Below are 14,935 nucleotides of genomic sequence, written 5' to 3'. Positions count from 1 at the left end.
GCCGATCCCCGGCGTTTGCCGAGATTGACAATTTTCGGCCCAGGTTCATCCTCGCCGTCCATCTCTGAGGGGAGATTCGGGCGCATGTGGGATTTCGAAATCGGCAGGTCGGTGTCCATCATGATCAGGACATGGCCATTCATCGTCTTTCGCATGATCGTCTATTTCGGCATCACGCTCGCCTATATCGTGGCGACCGGCAGCGGCGCCTCCGTCGGCTATGGCGTCGGCCACATCTCCACCGATCCCGACGGGCCGCTGTCCTTTGCGCTCTGGGGCGGCATCGTCGGCATCGGCGTCGTTTCGATCGCGCTGTACTGGATCCGCGAATACATCCTCTATGTCGTCAAGGCCGGCCATATCGCCGTCATGGTCCATCTGATCGATGGCCGCGAGATTCCCAATGGCCAGGACCAGATCGCCTACGCCAAGGGTGTGGTGAAGGAACGTTTCGCCGAGGCCAACATCCTTTTCGTGGTCGACCAGCTGGTCAAGGGCGCCATCCGCGCCATCACCGGCCTGATCGGCGGCATCGCCGCCTTCCTGCCCATTCCGGGCCTCGGCGGCCTGGTCGCTTTCATCAATACGGTCATCCGCCTGTCGCTGACCTATGTTGACGAGATCATCCTCGGCTACAACATCCGTATCAACTCGTCGTCGCCCTTCGAAACCGCCCGGCAAGGCGTCGTGCTCTATGCCCAGAACGGCAAGACCATGGTCAAGAACGCCGTCTGGCTGGCGGTGATCATGTGGGGCGTGTCCTTCGTCATCTTCCTGCTGATGCTGGCGCCGGCCGCCGCCATCATGTGGTTCATCCCGGGGCAGCTCGGCGGCTGGGCCTTCGTGCTGGCGATCCTGCTGGCCTGGGCCTTCAAGGCGGCATTCATCGAACCCTTCGCCATCGCCTGCCTGATGCAGGTCTATTTTAGGACGATTGAAGGCCAGGTGCCGAACGCCGAATGGGACCAGCGGCTGGCCGAGGCGTCGTCCAAGTTCCGGGAGCTCAGGGACAAGGCGCTGGCCTCATTCGGCGGCTCGCGCTGGACGCAGCCGAGCACCTAAACCCTGTTGAACGTCGGGGCGGCGCGGCGTCAAACCATGGTCAAAGCGGCCGGGCGCGCCTATATCGGGTCATGGTCACAAGGCTCTACACCCATCCGATCTTCCTCGAACATCTGACGCCGCCCGGTCATCCGGAGCGACCCGACCGCTTGCGCGCCATCGAGCGCGTGCTCGATGACGAGGCCTTTGCGGCGCTCGATCGGGTAACGGCGCCGCAAGGCGACGAGGCCACAATCCTCTACGCCCACCCCGAGGATTTCGTCGCCCGCGTCCGCGCCGCGATCCCTGAAAGCGGCATTGCCTCGATCGACGCCGACACCAGCGCCAGCCCGAAAAGCTGGCAGGCGGTGGTCACTGCCATCGGTGCGGCCAACGCTGCCGTCGACGATGTTTTCGAGGGCAGCGTTGCCAATGCCTTCGTCGCCTCACGTCCGCCAGGCCATCATGCCGAAAAGACCACGGCGATGGGCTTTTGCCTGTTCAACACCGCCGCAATCGCGGCCCGCTATGCGCAGAAGAAACACGGCGCCGAGCGTGTCGCCATCGTCGACTGGGACGTGCATCACGGCAACGGCACGCAGGACATTTTCTGGGATGATCCGTCGGTGCTCTATTGTTCGACGCACCAGATGCCGCTCTATCCCGGCACTGGCGCCAAGACCGAAACCGGCGCCGGCAACATCGTCAACGCCCCTCTGGCGCCGCAGACCGGCTCGGACATGTTTCGCGATGCCTTGCTGTCGCGCGTCCTGCCGGCGCTCGACAATTTCGCGCCCGATCTGATCATAATTTCCGCAGGCTTCGACGCTCACCATCGCGACCCGCTGGCCGAGATCAACCTCAGCGAGGACGATTTCGACTGGGCGACAGGCCAGTTGCTGGAACGCGCCGGGCGCCACAGCGGCAACCGGCTCGTCAGCCTGCTCGAGGGCGGCTACGATCTGCAGGGACTGGCATTTTCGGTGGCCGCCCATGTCGGGCGGCTGATGAAGGGGTAAAGTATGGCTGGCGAAGCAAATGAAGACGTCAAGGCGATGAGCTTCGAGCAGGCACTCGACGCGCTGGAGAAGATCGTCGATGATCTCGAACGCGGCGACGTGCCGCTCGACCAGTCGATCAAGATCTATGAGCGCGGCGAGGCGCTGAAGGCCCATTGCGACCGGCTGCTGAAGGCGGCCGAAGACAAGGTCGAGAAGATCAGGCTGTCGCGTGATGGCAAACCGGTGGGAACGGAGCCGCTCGACGCGGAGTAGTGGAATGGGGCGGGCATAAAGCAGATAGGAGTTCAAGCATGTGCAGAAACATCAAGACCCTGTTCAATTTCGAGCCGCCGGCGACCCATGACGAGATCCGCGACGCCGCCCTTCAATTCGTGCGCAAACTGAGCGGAACGACGCGGCCCTCGCAGCGCAACCAGGCGGCCTTCGACCGTGCCGTCGAGGCGATCGCCGAATCGGCGCATAAATTGCTGCATTCGCTGGAAACCACGCATCATCCGCGCAATCGCGAAGAGGTGGCGGCCAAGGCAAAAGCCAAATCGGCGCTCCGCTTCGCCTGAGGACATCCAGATGAGTTTCTTCCCCGGCAAGGACCCTGAGCCTGGCGATGCCTTCGCCAGCGACCAGATCGAGCTCATGGTCATTCCAAACGCCAAGGACATTGGCGGCTTCCAGGTTCGTCGCGCTCTGCCGACGGCAAAGCGGCGGCTGGTCGGTCCCTTCATCTTCTTCGACCGCATGGGGCCGGCGATCTTGCGCGCCGGCCAGGCGATGGATGTGCGCCCGCACCCGCATATCGGGCTTTCCACCGTCACCTATCTGTTCGACGGCAATATCAGGCACCGCGATTCGCTCGGCACCGAGATGGTCATCCAGCCCGGCGACGTGAATTTGATGACCGCCGGCCGCGGCATTGTCCATTCCGAGCGCACGCCCGAAGAACTGCGCGGCGCGCCGATGTCGGTCTCCGGCCTGCAGACATGGCTGGCTTTGCCCGACGGCAAGGAGGAAGTGGCGCCGGTGTTCGAGAACACGGCCGCGCTCCTTCTGCCCGAGATCGACGCCGAAGGTGTTTCCGGCCGCGTGGTGATCGGCGATTTCCAGGGACTGCGCTCGCCGGTAAGAGCCGACACCGAGACGCTCTACGCCGATCTGAGGCTGGCGCCCGGCGCCAGCGTCAAAATTCCCGCCGACGCCGAGGAACGCGCCATCTACACGCTGGACGGCGATGTCTCAATCTCGGGCGACCGTTTTCCGGCCGAACGGCTGCTGGTGTTCCGGCCTGGCGACGAGATCGTCGTGTCGTCCGAGCGCGGCGCCCATTTCATGCTCTTCGGCGGCGCTTCGCTCGGCTCCCCGCGCCACATCTGGTGGAACTTCGTCTCGTCGTCGAAGGAACGCATCGAACAGGCCAAGCAGGAATGGAAGACGGGCCGCTTCGATATCGTTCCCGGAGACGAGGAAGAGTTCATTCCGTTACCGGACAATTAACGTCAGCATCACCCGCGTCACTGACACGCATTTACATTCCGGCGACGCAGGCATATTTCGCCATGATCGACGCGCATCATAGCTGAGCAGGCCCTTTAACAGTGAACGCAACGCTGCATACGCCGCTTCTCGACAAGGTCCGCATTCCAGCCGACCTGAAGAAGCTTGACGAAAGCGAGCTGCCGCAGCTGGCCTCGGAGCTGCGCGCCGAGCTGATCGATGCCGTCTCGCATACGGGCGGGCATCTCGGCGCCGGCCTCGGTGTCGTCGAACTGACGGTGGCGCTGCACTATGTCTTCAACACGCCGGAAGACCGCGTGATCTGGGATGTCGGCCACCAGGCCTATCCGCACAAGATCCTGACCGGCCGCCGCGACCGCATCCGCACGCTGCGCCAGGAGGGCGGCCTGTCCGGCTTCACCCGTCGCGCCGAGAGCGAATACGACCCGTTCGGCGCCGCGCACTCCTCGACCTCCATTTCCGCTGGCCTCGGCATGGCCATGGCGCGCGACCTCTCCGGCGGCCACAACAATGTCATTGCCGTCATTGGCGACGGCGCCATGTCTGCCGGCATGGCCTATGAAGCCATGAACAATGCCGGCGCGCTCGATGCTCGCCTGATCGTCATTCTCAACGACAACGACATGTCGATCGCGCCGCCGACCGGCGCCATGAGCGCCTATCTGGCGCGGCTTGCCTCTGGCAAGACCTATCTTGGCCTGCGCGACTTCGGCAAGAAACTGACCTCCTATCTCGGCAAGCGTGCCGATCGCGCCATCAAGCGGGCGGTCGAGCATGCGCGCGGCTACGTCACCGGCGGCACGCTGTTCGAGGAGCTTGGCTTCTACCATATCGGCCCGATCGACGGCCACAATCTCGAGCATCTGATCCCGGTGCTGAAGAACGTCCGCGACCATGCCGACGGTCCGGTGCTGATCCATGTCGTGACCCAGAAGGGCAAGGGCTACGCGCCGGCCGAGGCTGCGGCCGACAAATATCATGGCGTGAACAAGTTCGACGTCATCACCGGCGCGCAGACCAAGGCCCCGGCCAATGCGCCGGCCTACACCAAGGTGTTTGCCGAAAGCCTGGTCCAGGAAGCCCGCCTGGACGAACGTATCGTCGCCGTCACCGCCGCCATGCCGAACGGCACCGGCCTCGATTTGTTCGGCGAAGCGTTTCCGACCCGGACCTTCGATGTCGGCATTGCCGAGCAACATGCCGTGACCTTCGCCGCCGGCCTCGCCAGCGAGGGCTACAAGCCCTTCGCCGCCATCTATTCGACCTTCCTGCAGCGCGCCTACGATCAGGTCGTCCATGATGTGGCGATCCAGAAACTGCCGGTGCGTTTCCCGATCGACCGCGCCGGTTTCGTCGGCGCCGACGGCGCCACTCATTGCGGCGCCTTCGACACCACCTTCCTGGCGACGCTGCCGGGCTTCGTGGTGATGGCGGCCGCCGACGAGGCGGAGCTTCGCCACATGGTGCGCACCGCCGCCTATTATGACGAAGGCCCGATCGCCTTCCGCTATCCGCGCGGCAATGGCGTCGGCGTCGACATGCCGGAGCGCGGCTCGGTGCTCGAAATTGGCAAGGGCCGCATCGTCAGGGAAGGCACCAAGGTGGCGCTTCTGTCCTTTGGCACAAGACTGCAGGACTGTCTGCTGGCGGCCGAGGAACTCGGCGCGGCAGGGCTTTCGACGACGGTTGCGGACGCCCGTTTCGCCAAGCCGCTGGACGAGGATTTGATCCGCCGTCTCGCCCGCTCGCACGAAGTGCTGGTGACGGTGGAAGAGGGGGCTGTCGGCGGTTTCGCCAGCCACGTGCTGCAGTTCCTCGCCCATGAAGGCTTGCTGGAAAGCGGTCTGAAAGTTCGGCCGCTGGTGCTGCCGGACGAGTTCACCGACCACGCCAAGCCGGAAAAAATGTATGCCGATGCCGGGCTCGACGCGGCCGGCATCGTGCGCACCGTGTTCGTCGCGCTCGGCCATTCCGCGCGCGCGCAGCGCGCCTGAATCAAACCTCACGCAGCTGAAGCAGTTGCCTGTGCAAGCCTGACACTTTGTTAACGCTTCTCTTTGGCGTTTCGCTTACCGTCTCTTTTGGCCGTTTTTCAACGCCGCCCTGCTAGAACTGCCTCCAGGCAGGGAGTTAAAAACAATGCGAACGCTTCTGTGCGGCGCGGCCCTTTTGGCCGTCATCGCCGCGCCGGCCATGGCCGAGACGCGCTATGACCGCAAGCTCGAACAGGCGGTGGCAGGCATCGTCGCCCGCAAGATGGGCGATATCAGGGGCGCTTTTTCCTACAAGCAGGTGCCGCAGCTTGTCGTCGTGCCGGACGCACCAGTCGTTGCTGTCGAGCGCCCGCGCAAGCAGGCTTCAGATGACGGAAGCGACGGCCTGATGCCGGCCGTTGAACGGCAGGTCTCACGGACGATCTTCTAAAACCACATATCGCGCACGCAGCGCCCATCGCGCGGCAGGTCGTCATAAGTGTCCAGCCCGTCGAAATGGTCGATCGGCAGGTCGGCGACCGCCTCCGGCGGTGCCAGCCTGACATTGACGGCGATCCGCGTGCGGCCGCTGTCGCTGCGGCGCAAACCGCGCCAGGCAAGCACACAGGCACATGTCGGGCAAAACAGTATTTCCAGCGACGGCGTCTCCTTGCCAGCGCGGGTGTAGGACTGCACAGGCCCCACAAGCCGGATACGCTCGTCGACAAAGTCATAGGCCCAGAGTGTGCCATAGCGGCGGCAAAGCGTGCAATTGCAGGCCGTGATCGGGCCGGGATCGCCTTCCAGGGTCCAGTGGGCGGCGCCGCAATGGCAGGTTCCCGTCAGCATTCGTCTTCCTCCGCATTGCCTGAGCCTCTACATCTTGCCGGACTGGCTGCGCTATTCAACCGGGCGGACTGGCTTGCGGCCCGGGTCTCGACGTCCTCCTATGCCAATGTCCTTGCCTTCGCGGCCGGCTTTCGCCATGAAGGCCGATGAACTCCCCTCTGCCAGCCAGCACACGCCAGCGGCTCGACGAATTGCTCGTCCAGCGCGGCCTGTTTGCGAGCCGCTCGCGCGCCCGCGACGCGGTCGAGCGCGGCACCGTGACGGTCGACGGCGTGGTCGCCCGCAAGCCCGGCCAGACGGTTCTGCCGCACTGTCTCATCGTCATCGACGACCCGGCGCAGGGTTATGTCTCACGCGCGGCGCTGAAGCTGATCGCCGGGCTCGACCATTTCAGTCTCGATCCCGCGGGCAGTGAAGCCCTCGATATCGGCGCCTCGACAGGCGGCTTCACCCAGGTGCTGCTCGAACGCGGCGCGGCCCATGTCACTGCCATCGATGTCGGCCACGGCCAGATGCATCCCGGTGTCTCGTCCGACCCGCGCGTCACCGTGATCGAGGGCCTCAACGCTCGCGAGCTCGCGGCTGCCGATCTCGGCGGCCGTATCCCCGATTTCATCGTCTCCGATGTAAGCTTCATCTCGTTGAAACTGGCGATGCCACCGGCGTTGGCATTGGCACGGGACGGCGCTCGTGCGGTGTTTCTGGTCAAGCCGCAATTCGAGGCCGGCCGCGAGGCGATCGGCAAGGGCGGTCTTTTGAAAGACCCTTATGACGCCGCCCGTGTGGCCGGCTTGCTGCAGGAATGGCTCGAAGGCGTCCCTGGCTGGCGTACATTGGGCTTGCACATGTCGCCGATCGAAGGCGGGGACGGCAACCGCGAATTCCTGCTTGCCGGGATCAAGGATGCCGGGACCAAGGATGCCGGGACCAAGGACCGATGAGCACGGGCTTCACCATCAAGAGACTGGGTTCGCAGGGCGACGGCGTCGCCGAGACGGAAACCGGCGAGCTGTTCATTCCCTTCACCCTGCCCGGCGAGACCGTCACCGCCGCGCGCGAGAGGGATCGCGCCATGCTGATGGCGGTATTGGAGACGTCGCCGCTGCGTATCGATCCGGCCTGCCGGCATTTCACCGAATGTGGCGGCTGCGCCGTCCAGCATCTGCAAGCCGACGCTTACCAGCAATGGAAACGCGACAAGGTCGTGCATGCCTTGAAAGGCATTGCCGGCGACATCGGCGCCCTGGTGCCGTGTGCGCCACACACACGCCGCCGCGTCGTGCTTGCCGCCAGGCGCGCCGACACAGGCATGCTGCTTGGCTTCCATCGCCATCTGTCGCCGGAAATCATCCCCATCGAGGAATGTCCGATCTCGCTGCCGGAGATCGTTGCCGCGCTCGATCGCTTGAGGTCGGTCGCCGACCTGGTTTGCGCCACCACCAAATCGTTCCGGATGGCGGTCACTGTGACGGGCTCGGGGCTCGACGTCGCTGTCTATGAGTCGGGCAAGCTGGGCGAGAACCAGCGCCGGGTCGCCTCCAACTTCATCATGGCCAATGGCTTTGCCCGGCTTTCGATCGACGACGAGATCGTCATCGAGCCGAAAAAGCCGGTGGTCATGTTCGGCACCGTCGCTGTCGCCATACCGCCTGGCGCCTTCCTGCAGGCAACGCAAGCCGCCGAACAGACGATGGCCGATCTCGTTGGCGGACATCTGAAGCGGGCCAGGAAAGTCGCGGATCTTTTCGCCGGCTGCGGCAGCTTTGCGCTTCGGCTGGCGGCCAAATTCGAAGTCCACGCGGTCGAAGGCGACGCGGCAGCCCTTTCGGCGCTCGACCGCGGATCGCGCTTCGCCACCGGCCTGAAGCGGGTAACCGGCGAACGCCGCGACCTGTTCCGGCGGCCGCTGACGTTCAAGGAGCTGAATGCTTTCGATGGCGTCGTCTTCGACCCGCCGCGCGCCGGCGCCGAGGACCAGTCGAAGCAGATCGCCCGCTCGGATGTGCCGTTCGTCGCCGCCGTCTCCTGCAATCCGGTGACGCTGGCACGCGACCTGCGCATCCTGATTGACGGCGGCTACATCTTGAAGAGCGTCACGCCCATCGACCAGTTCCTGTGGTCGCCGCATGTCGAGGCCGTGGCGCTGCTGGAGAAGCCGAAACGGCGACGTTAATCCGCCGATTTTCACAAGGCCGTGCTTGAGTTTGCCGCCCCGCAAGACGTAGCCGGCTGGCAAACTAGCCTTCGCGAACGCTTTCGTACCCGGCCGCTTGTGCGGCCTTGATGAACTTACGGTCGAAGGAAACAAATGCTGAGCAGTGCGAGGACTTGCCCAGATGGAGCGCATCGGCGAAATCCATTCCCGTCTCGGCTAGATCGACCGCGGAAGAGACCATCGCAGCATCCTCTATCTCGATAGTGGGAAGCCCGCCGAACACCCGCAGTGCATTGACGATCGAGGCCTGATCATAACCATAGCCGCTGCGCAGCACCCACTCAGCCTCCAGGATCACCGTGACGGCGACGAAAACGGGCTGACCGTCGATCAGCCGCCGGGCTCGCGGGGACTGCTCGGGATCGTCGTTCGTCAGATACCTGACGACAACGTTGGTATCAATCGCGAGCATGGCGCCGCCGTGCTTCAGCAAGGACGGCTGCGTCCATCTCCTCCAAGGTCTTCGGTCTGCCACTGTGCGGCAGGACACCAAAGACATCTTCTGGTCGTGTCGGGGCAAAGGCAGGCGCCGGTCTCAAAAGTACACCGTCCGGTGTGTCTTCGACCTGCAGGCGCGTGCCCGCGCCCCAGTCCCTCCGTTTGCGGATAGCGCTGGGCAGGATGACTTGTCCCTTGGTCGAGACGGTCGTTATAAGCTTTTCTATTGCACCCATTGCGGTATTACCCTTGTGTAAGACAAAGGTAAGATATCCCTGTGAGGGGAACTATTCAAGCCCGCCGACGTCTCCTCGCTCAAACCCTGGTGCCGCCGACGGTCATCTGGTTCATCCTGAGATGCGGCTGGCCGACGCCGACCGGCACGCCTTGTCCGGCCTTGCCGCACATGCCGATGCCGGTGTCGAGTTTCATGTCGTTGCCGATCATCGAAACGCGGTGCATGGCGTCCGGTCCGTTGCCGATCAGCATGGCGCCCTTGATCGGCTGCGTCACCTTGCCATTTTCGATCATGTAGGCCTCGGTGCAGCCGAACACGAACTTGCCCGAGGTGATGTCGACCTGGCCGCCGCCGAAGGATACGGCATAGATGCCGTTCTTGACCGAGGCGATGATCTCGTCCGGCTCCATGTCGCCTGCGGTCATATAAGTGTTGGTCATGCGCGGCATCGGCTGGTGCGCATAGCCTTCGCGCCGGCCGTTTCCGGTGGCTTTCATGCCCATCAGCCGGGCGTTCTGGCGGTCCTGCATGTAGCCGACAAGCTTGCCGTCCTCGATCAGCACATTGCGGGCCGAAGGCGTGCCTTCATCGTCGACGGTCAGCGAACCCCGCCGCTCGGGCATGGTGCCGTCATCGACCACGGTAACGCCCTTGGCGGCGACCTGCTGGCCGAGCAGGCCGGCAAAGGCGGAGGTCTTCTTGCGGTTGAAGTCGCCCTCCAGCCCGTGGCCGACGGCTTCGTGCAGCATCACGCCCGGCCAGCCGCTGGACAAAACGATGTCGAACGTTCCGGCCGGCGCGGGAATGGCTTCGAGATTGACCAGCGCCTGCCTGAGGGCCTCCCTGGCAGCATGCTTCCAGGCGTCCTCGACCAGGAACTCGCCGAACGCCTTGCGCCCGCCCATGCCATAGGAGCCGCTTTCCTGGCGGTCGCCGTCGCCGACGACGACGGAAACGTTGATGCGGACCAGCGGGCGGATGTCGCGCACGATCTGGCCGTCGGCGCGCACGATCTCGACATGCTGCCAGGACGCCGCGAGCGAGGCCGTCACCTGGCGCACGCGCGGGTCCTCGGCGCGCAGCCATGCGTCGATTTCCTGCAACAGCTTGGCCTTGACCTCGAAGGAAGGCGAGGGGATCGGGTTCTCCTCGCCATAGAGATGGCGGTTGGTGCGCGCGGGAGCCGCGGCAAGCGTGCCGGAATAGCCGCCCTTGACGGTCGAGACCGCGTCGGCGGCGCGCAGCAGCGACGCCTCCGAAAGATCGCTGGAATGGGCGTAGCCGCTGGCCTCGCCGGCCACGGCGCGCAGGCCAAAACCCTGGTCGGCGTTGAAATTGGCGGTCTTCAGCCTGCCATTGTCGAACATCAGCGCTTCGCTCTCGCTGTATTCGAGGAAGAGTTCGCCGTCATCGGCGCCGTTCAGTGTGTCGGCGACGATCCGCTTGATGCGATCATCTGAAATGTCGAATTGGCCGGTCAGGCTGTTCATGGCAGGTCCGCTCACAGGAGGAATGGTGTTGCCACGATGTAGGCGCGAAGACGCGCCTGCACAATCCGCAATGACGATCCGCAGCAGGTAGGAGCGGGTAGCCCCGCCCCTGAACATGACATCCATCTTGAAGTTCGACCCGTCACCCGAAAAGGCCTTCACCCAGCGATATTTCTTGTTCCATTCATTGGCCTGGTCGGCCGTGAAGGGGTCGGTATAGCCCGAGGAGAACTGGATCGACTTGCACTTCTCATGGTTTTCGCAGCCATAGAAGTAGATGACATATTTCATGCCCTGAAGCCGGCCCGAGACCATCGGATCGCCCCGTCGTCCTTGTCCATCTTGGCCGAGCCATAGCCTTTCGCAAGCTCGAAAATGACGGCCGGATCGGGCGCCGTGATGATTTCGGAATCCTCGGCAAAGGCGACGGAAACGGCGCCGGTCAGGATTAGACCGGTCGACAAAAGCAAAGAACAAGCACGCATGATGACCCCCACAGCCAAAGATCAAACCCGTGGGAATTGTGAGGAAAGACGGTTTCGCAAGCATCAAGCTCAGGGCAGGGCGGCAAAACCGTCGGCGAAGCCCTTGAGGTCGACGGGGATGCCGATGCCTTCTTCCGGCGTCTGGAAGACGATGAAGGTGGCCGACGTCCCGGTCTTCAGCGTATCGAGCAGCGGCTTTTCGAGAATGACCTCGGCATAGCAGCCGTCTTGGAAGCAGCGCACGAAATAGGCGCGGCCAATATCCTTGCCGTCGACATTGAGGCCCAGGCCATTGGGCAGCAGAACGCCGAGCGGGGCCAGCACGCGCAGGATCTCGGCCTTGTTGTCGGCGGTGCGCAGGACGACGACGGACAGTCCCATTTCCGGGCGATCCTCGGCAACGACGTTCTGCATCATCACACATTGTTCCGAGGTGGCGCCGGCCGGCGTGTCGCAGATGATCGACCACGCGCCATGCGTTGACTTGACCGTGCCGCTGGGCTGCGCTGCATTGGCGACGCCGGTTGCGGACGAGCCGATACCGATCAGGGCGGCGAGAAAAACGACCTTCGCCCCGCTTCTCGAAAGCCAAGCGCTTTTCGAATGCCAGGCGCTCTTCGAATGCCAGGCGTTTCTCGAAAGCCAAGAGGTCATGACGGCTCCATTGCGAATCACGGCACTTTAAGCCGCGCCAAGGCCAAGTAAAGGATAGGGCGACCGCCGGTCAGCCCCGGCAGGCGCAATAATGCGCTTTTCCCTAGCAAATTCGCCCGAATTGCGACCGTCGGGCGCATTCCGGACACAAGCCCGCATAGCCTGTCTGTCGACGACCCGCGCGGGCCACGAGGCCGTCGAAACAGCGCGGCAGCACTTGCGCGCAAAAATGCCGCACGGTTTCGCCCGCTCCTTTCTTGCGGAGGGAAATAGAGTATGGTTTGAACCACCCTTGGGACTGTCCGGGATTCCCATCCCGGCATTGTTCGATATTCTTGCGTCGCGATCGCGAGGAACCGGGAGATGAAGAGGGCGATGAGAAAATTCCCAGCAAGCGCCAAATTGATGGCAACGGCAGGCGCCGCCGCCGCATTTTTCGCCGGTGCCTCCGCCCATGCGGCCCAGCCGCAGCCGTGGGAGATGACTTTTCAGCCGCCGGCGACAGACATGATGCGGCAGATCGAGTGGTTCGGGAACTACACGATGTGGTTCGTCGTCCCGATCACTGCTTTGGTTCTGGCGCTTCTCGCCTGGTGCATCTTCAGGTTCCGCGCCAGCAAAAACCCGGTCCCGTCCAAGACCAGCCACAACACGCTGATCGAGATCATCTGGACAGTCGGGCCGGTCGTCGTCCTGCTGTTCATCGCCATTCCCTCGTTCCAGTTGCTGACGGCGCAGTACACGCCGCCGGAAGAGGCCAAGCTGACCGTCAAGGTAACGGGCAATCAGTGGAACTGGGACTATGAGTACCAGACCGAGAACACGCTCTCCTTCAACTCGGCCATCCTGCAGGACGCCGACCGAGCCGCGATCGGCAAGGAAGACCGCAAGGTCTATCCGCGCCTGCTGGCGGTCGACAACGAGCTGGTCGTGCCGGTCAACACCATGACGCGCGTCCTGGTTACCGCAGCCGACGTGATCCATTCTTTTGCCGTTCCGGCCTTCGGCATCAAGATGGACGCGGTTCCCGGCCGCACCAACGAGACGTGGTTCAAGGCGGAAAAGGAAGGCATCTATTACGGCCAGTGCTCGCAGCTCTGCGGCAAGGACCATGCCTTCATGCCGATCGCCGTCCGCGTCGTATCCGATGCGCAGTACAAGACCTGGCTGGCAGCAGCCAAGACCGACCTCCCCGGCGCCAACAAGGCGCTGATGGCCGAGGTCGACGGTACCAACAAGGTAGCGGCCGCCGGCAATTGATGCCGCGGGTTAGCAAGAATTAGGGAACGGAGCCGACCATGTCAGAAGCTGCAGCTCACGACGACCACGACCACAAGCCCTATCACGGCTGGGTCCGGTGGGTGTACTCCACCAACCACAAGGACATCGGCACGCTCTACCTGATCTTTGCGATCTTCGCGGGCATCGTCGGCGGCGCGCTTTCGGTCGTCATCCGCATGGAGCTGCAGGAGCCGGGCATCCAGATCTTCACCGGTCTGGCGCAGATGGTCTACGGCATGAACGGCGATGCCGCCATCGACGGCGGCAAGAGCATGTACAACGCCTTTGGCACCGCGCACGCGCTGATCATGATCTTCTTCATGGTCATGCCGGCGCTGATCGGCGGCTTCGCCAACTGGATGGTGCCGATCATGATCGGCGCCCCCGACATGGCCTTCCCGCGCATGAACAACATTTCGTTCTGGCTGCTGCCGCCGGCCTTCCTGCTGCTCATCGCTTCGGCTTTCATGCCGAGCGCGCCCGGCGCCTATGGCGTTGGCGGCGGCTGGACGCTCTATCCGCCGCTGTCGACCTCCGGCCAGCCCGGGCCGGCCATGGATCTGGCGATCCTGTCGATCCACATTGCCGGCGCGTCCTCGATCCTCGGCGCCATCAACTTCATCACCACCATTTTCAACATGCGCGCGCCGGGCATGACGCTGCACAAGATGCCGCTATTTGCCTGGTCGGTTCTGATCACCGCCTTCCTGCTGCTATTGTCGCTTCCGGTTCTGGCCGGTGGCATCACCATGCTGCTTACCGACCGCAATTTCGGCACCACCTTCTTCGCCCCGGACGGCGGCGGCGATCCGATCCTGTTCCAGCATCTGTTCTGGTTCTTTGGTCACCCCGAAGTGTACATCCTGATCCTGCCGGGCTTCGGCATCATCAGCCACATCGTCTCGACCTTCTCGAAGAAGCCGGTGTTCGGCTATCTCGGCATGGCCTACGCCATGGTCGCGATCGGCGCCGTCGGCTTCATCGTCTGGGCGCACCACATGTACACGACCGGCCTGTCGCTCGACACGCAGCGCTACTTCGTCTTTGCCACCATGGTCATCGCCGTGCCGACAGGCGTGAAGATCTTCTCCTGGATCGCGACGATGTGGGGCGGCTCGATCTCGTTCAAGACGCCGATGCTGTGGGCGCTGGGCTTCATCTTCCTGTTCACGGTCGGCGGTGTCACCGGCGTCCAGCTCGCCAATGCCGGCCTCGACCGCTCGCTGCATGACACCTATTTCGTCATTGCCCACTTCCACTATGTGCTGTCGCTGGGTGCGGTCTTCGCCATCTTCGCCGGCTGGTACTACTGGTTCCCCAAGATGACCGGCTACATGTACTCGCCGGTGATCGCCAACACCCACTTCTGGGTCACCTTCGTCGGCGTCAATTTGATCTTCTTCCCGCAGCATTTCCTCGGCCTCGCCGGCATGCCGCGCCGCACCATCGATTATCCCGACGCGTTCGCCGGCTGGAACATGGTGTCGTCCTACGGCTCCTATATATCGGCCGTCGGCGTGGTGATCTTCCTCTATGGCGTGTTCGAGGCCTTCCAGAAGAAGCGCGTCGCCGGCGCCAATCCGTGGGGCGAGGGTGCAACGACGCTCGAATGGCAGCTGCCTTCGCCGCCGCCTTTCCACCAGTGGGAACAGCTGCCCAAGATCAGGTGAAGGCAGCCCGAATACGAAACCGCCGGCCCGCCGGCGGTTTTCGGCCAACGGAATGATTGGACTTATGTAC

General features: G+C 63.4%; 17 protein-coding genes. 11 read left to right on the top strand and 6 right to left on the bottom strand.

Annotated elements, in window-relative coordinates; translation table 11 throughout:
• The first annotated feature begins 84 nt into the window (after window positions 1–84).
• From NLY43_RS08450 to NLY43_RS08420, 7 genes are all read left to right on the top strand, one after another.
• On the top strand, window positions 85–1,062 hold the full coding sequence (locus tag NLY43_RS08450; protein WP_023709877.1) for a hypothetical protein: 978 nt from the start codon (window positions 85–87) through the stop codon (window positions 1,060–1,062).
• Window positions 1,063–1,133: 71 nt separating this feature from the next.
• Window positions 1,134–2,060 (top strand): histone deacetylase family protein, encoded by a 927-nt coding sequence (locus NLY43_RS08445; protein ID WP_023709876.1) that lies wholly within the window; start codon window positions 1,134–1,136, stop codon window positions 2,058–2,060.
• A 3-nt stretch (window positions 2,061–2,063) separates the two neighbouring features.
• Window positions 2,064–2,315 (top strand): exodeoxyribonuclease VII small subunit, encoded by a 252-nt coding sequence (locus NLY43_RS08440; protein ID WP_023668433.1) that lies wholly within the window; start codon window positions 2,064–2,066, stop codon window positions 2,313–2,315.
• 38 nt (window positions 2,316–2,353) lie between these two features.
• Complete coding sequence (locus tag NLY43_RS08435; RefSeq protein ID WP_023709875.1) at window positions 2,354–2,620, top strand: DUF2277 domain-containing protein; 267 nt, start codon at window positions 2,354–2,356, stop codon at window positions 2,618–2,620.
• 10 nt (window positions 2,621–2,630) lie between these two features.
• Complete coding sequence (locus NLY43_RS08430) at window positions 2,631–3,551, top strand: pirin family protein (protein WP_023685413.1); 921 nt, start codon at window positions 2,631–2,633, stop codon at window positions 3,549–3,551.
• Window positions 3,552–3,652: 101 nt separating this feature from the next.
• Window positions 3,653–5,566, top strand: coding sequence for a 1-deoxy-D-xylulose-5-phosphate synthase (gene dxs / locus NLY43_RS08425; protein WP_023685414.1), 1,914 nt, complete (start codon window positions 3,653–3,655; stop codon window positions 5,564–5,566).
• Between the two features lie 145 nt (window positions 5,567–5,711).
• Entirely contained in the window at window positions 5,712–5,996 is a 285-nt protein-coding gene (locus tag NLY43_RS08420) for a hypothetical protein (protein WP_023668429.1), read from the top strand.
• Here the strand turns inward: NLY43_RS08420 and NLY43_RS08415 are convergent.
• Entirely contained in the window at window positions 5,993–6,394 is a 402-nt protein-coding gene (locus NLY43_RS08415; protein ID WP_023692079.1) for a GFA family protein, read from the bottom strand. The two genes, NLY43_RS08420 and NLY43_RS08415, sit on opposite strands and share 4 nt — an antisense overlap.
• Before the next feature lie 146 nt (window positions 6,395–6,540).
• Between NLY43_RS08415 and NLY43_RS08410 the strand changes: the two genes are divergently transcribed.
• Complete coding sequence (locus tag NLY43_RS08410; protein WP_023702017.1) at window positions 6,541–7,335, top strand: TlyA family RNA methyltransferase; 795 nt, start codon at window positions 6,541–6,543, stop codon at window positions 7,333–7,335.
• Window positions 7,332–8,567, top strand: coding sequence for a class I SAM-dependent RNA methyltransferase (locus tag NLY43_RS08405; RefSeq protein WP_023709874.1), 1,236 nt, complete (start codon window positions 7,332–7,334; stop codon window positions 8,565–8,567). Before NLY43_RS08410 ends, NLY43_RS08405 begins: the two co-directional genes overlap by 4 nt.
• Before the next feature lie 64 nt (window positions 8,568–8,631).
• Here the strand turns inward: NLY43_RS08405 and NLY43_RS08400 are convergent, their stop codons facing one another.
• The 5 genes from NLY43_RS08400 to NLY43_RS08380 all read right to left on the bottom strand — a co-directional run bounded on the left by NLY43_RS08400 (window position 8,632) and on the right by NLY43_RS08380 (window position 11,914).
• Window positions 8,632–9,021 carry a type II toxin-antitoxin system VapC family toxin gene (locus tag NLY43_RS08400; RefSeq protein ID WP_023709873.1) on the bottom strand — a complete coding sequence of 130 codons (390 nt, stop codon included), beginning with the start codon at window positions 9,019–9,021 and terminating at the stop codon, window positions 8,632–8,634.
• Window positions 9,008–9,283, bottom strand: a complete 276-nt coding sequence (locus NLY43_RS08395) for an AbrB/MazE/SpoVT family DNA-binding domain-containing protein (protein ID WP_081725433.1) — start codon at window positions 9,281–9,283, stop codon at window positions 9,008–9,010. The genes NLY43_RS08400 and NLY43_RS08395 overlap by 14 nt, the downstream gene beginning before the upstream one ends.
• A gap of 79 nt (window positions 9,284–9,362) precedes the next feature.
• Window positions 9,363–11,066, bottom strand: coding sequence for a metalloprotease TldD (tldD, locus tag NLY43_RS08390; protein ID WP_023723275.1), 1,704 nt, complete (start codon window positions 11,064–11,066; stop codon window positions 9,363–9,365).
• Window positions 11,063–11,260: a hypothetical protein gene (locus tag NLY43_RS08385; protein ID WP_155923284.1), complete on the bottom strand. Its 198-nt coding sequence runs from the start codon at window positions 11,258–11,260 to the stop codon at window positions 11,063–11,065. Before NLY43_RS08385 ends, tldD begins: the two co-directional genes overlap by 4 nt.
• A gap of 69 nt (window positions 11,261–11,329) precedes the next feature.
• Window positions 11,330–11,914 (bottom strand): invasion associated locus B family protein, encoded by a 585-nt coding sequence (locus tag NLY43_RS08380; RefSeq protein WP_023668422.1) that lies wholly within the window; start codon window positions 11,912–11,914, stop codon window positions 11,330–11,332.
• A gap of 363 nt (window positions 11,915–12,277) precedes the next feature.
• Here NLY43_RS08380 and coxB point away from each other — a divergent pair, with 363 nt between their 5' ends.
• On the top strand, window positions 12,278–13,174 hold the full coding sequence (gene coxB, locus NLY43_RS08375; protein WP_050485823.1) for a cytochrome c oxidase subunit II: 897 nt from the start codon (window positions 12,278–12,280) through the stop codon (window positions 13,172–13,174).
• A gap of 38 nt (window positions 13,175–13,212) precedes the next feature.
• Window positions 13,213–14,865, top strand: a complete 1,653-nt coding sequence (gene ctaD, locus NLY43_RS08370; RefSeq protein ID WP_023709871.1) for a cytochrome c oxidase subunit I — start codon at window positions 13,213–13,215, stop codon at window positions 14,863–14,865.
• Window positions 14,866–14,935 lie beyond the last annotated feature (70 nt).

This window comes from Mesorhizobium sp. C416B (assembly GCF_030323165.1).
Lineage (GTDB): Bacteria > Pseudomonadota > Alphaproteobacteria > Rhizobiales > Rhizobiaceae > Mesorhizobium.
This window is presented reverse-complemented; position numbering and strand designations above follow the sequence as displayed.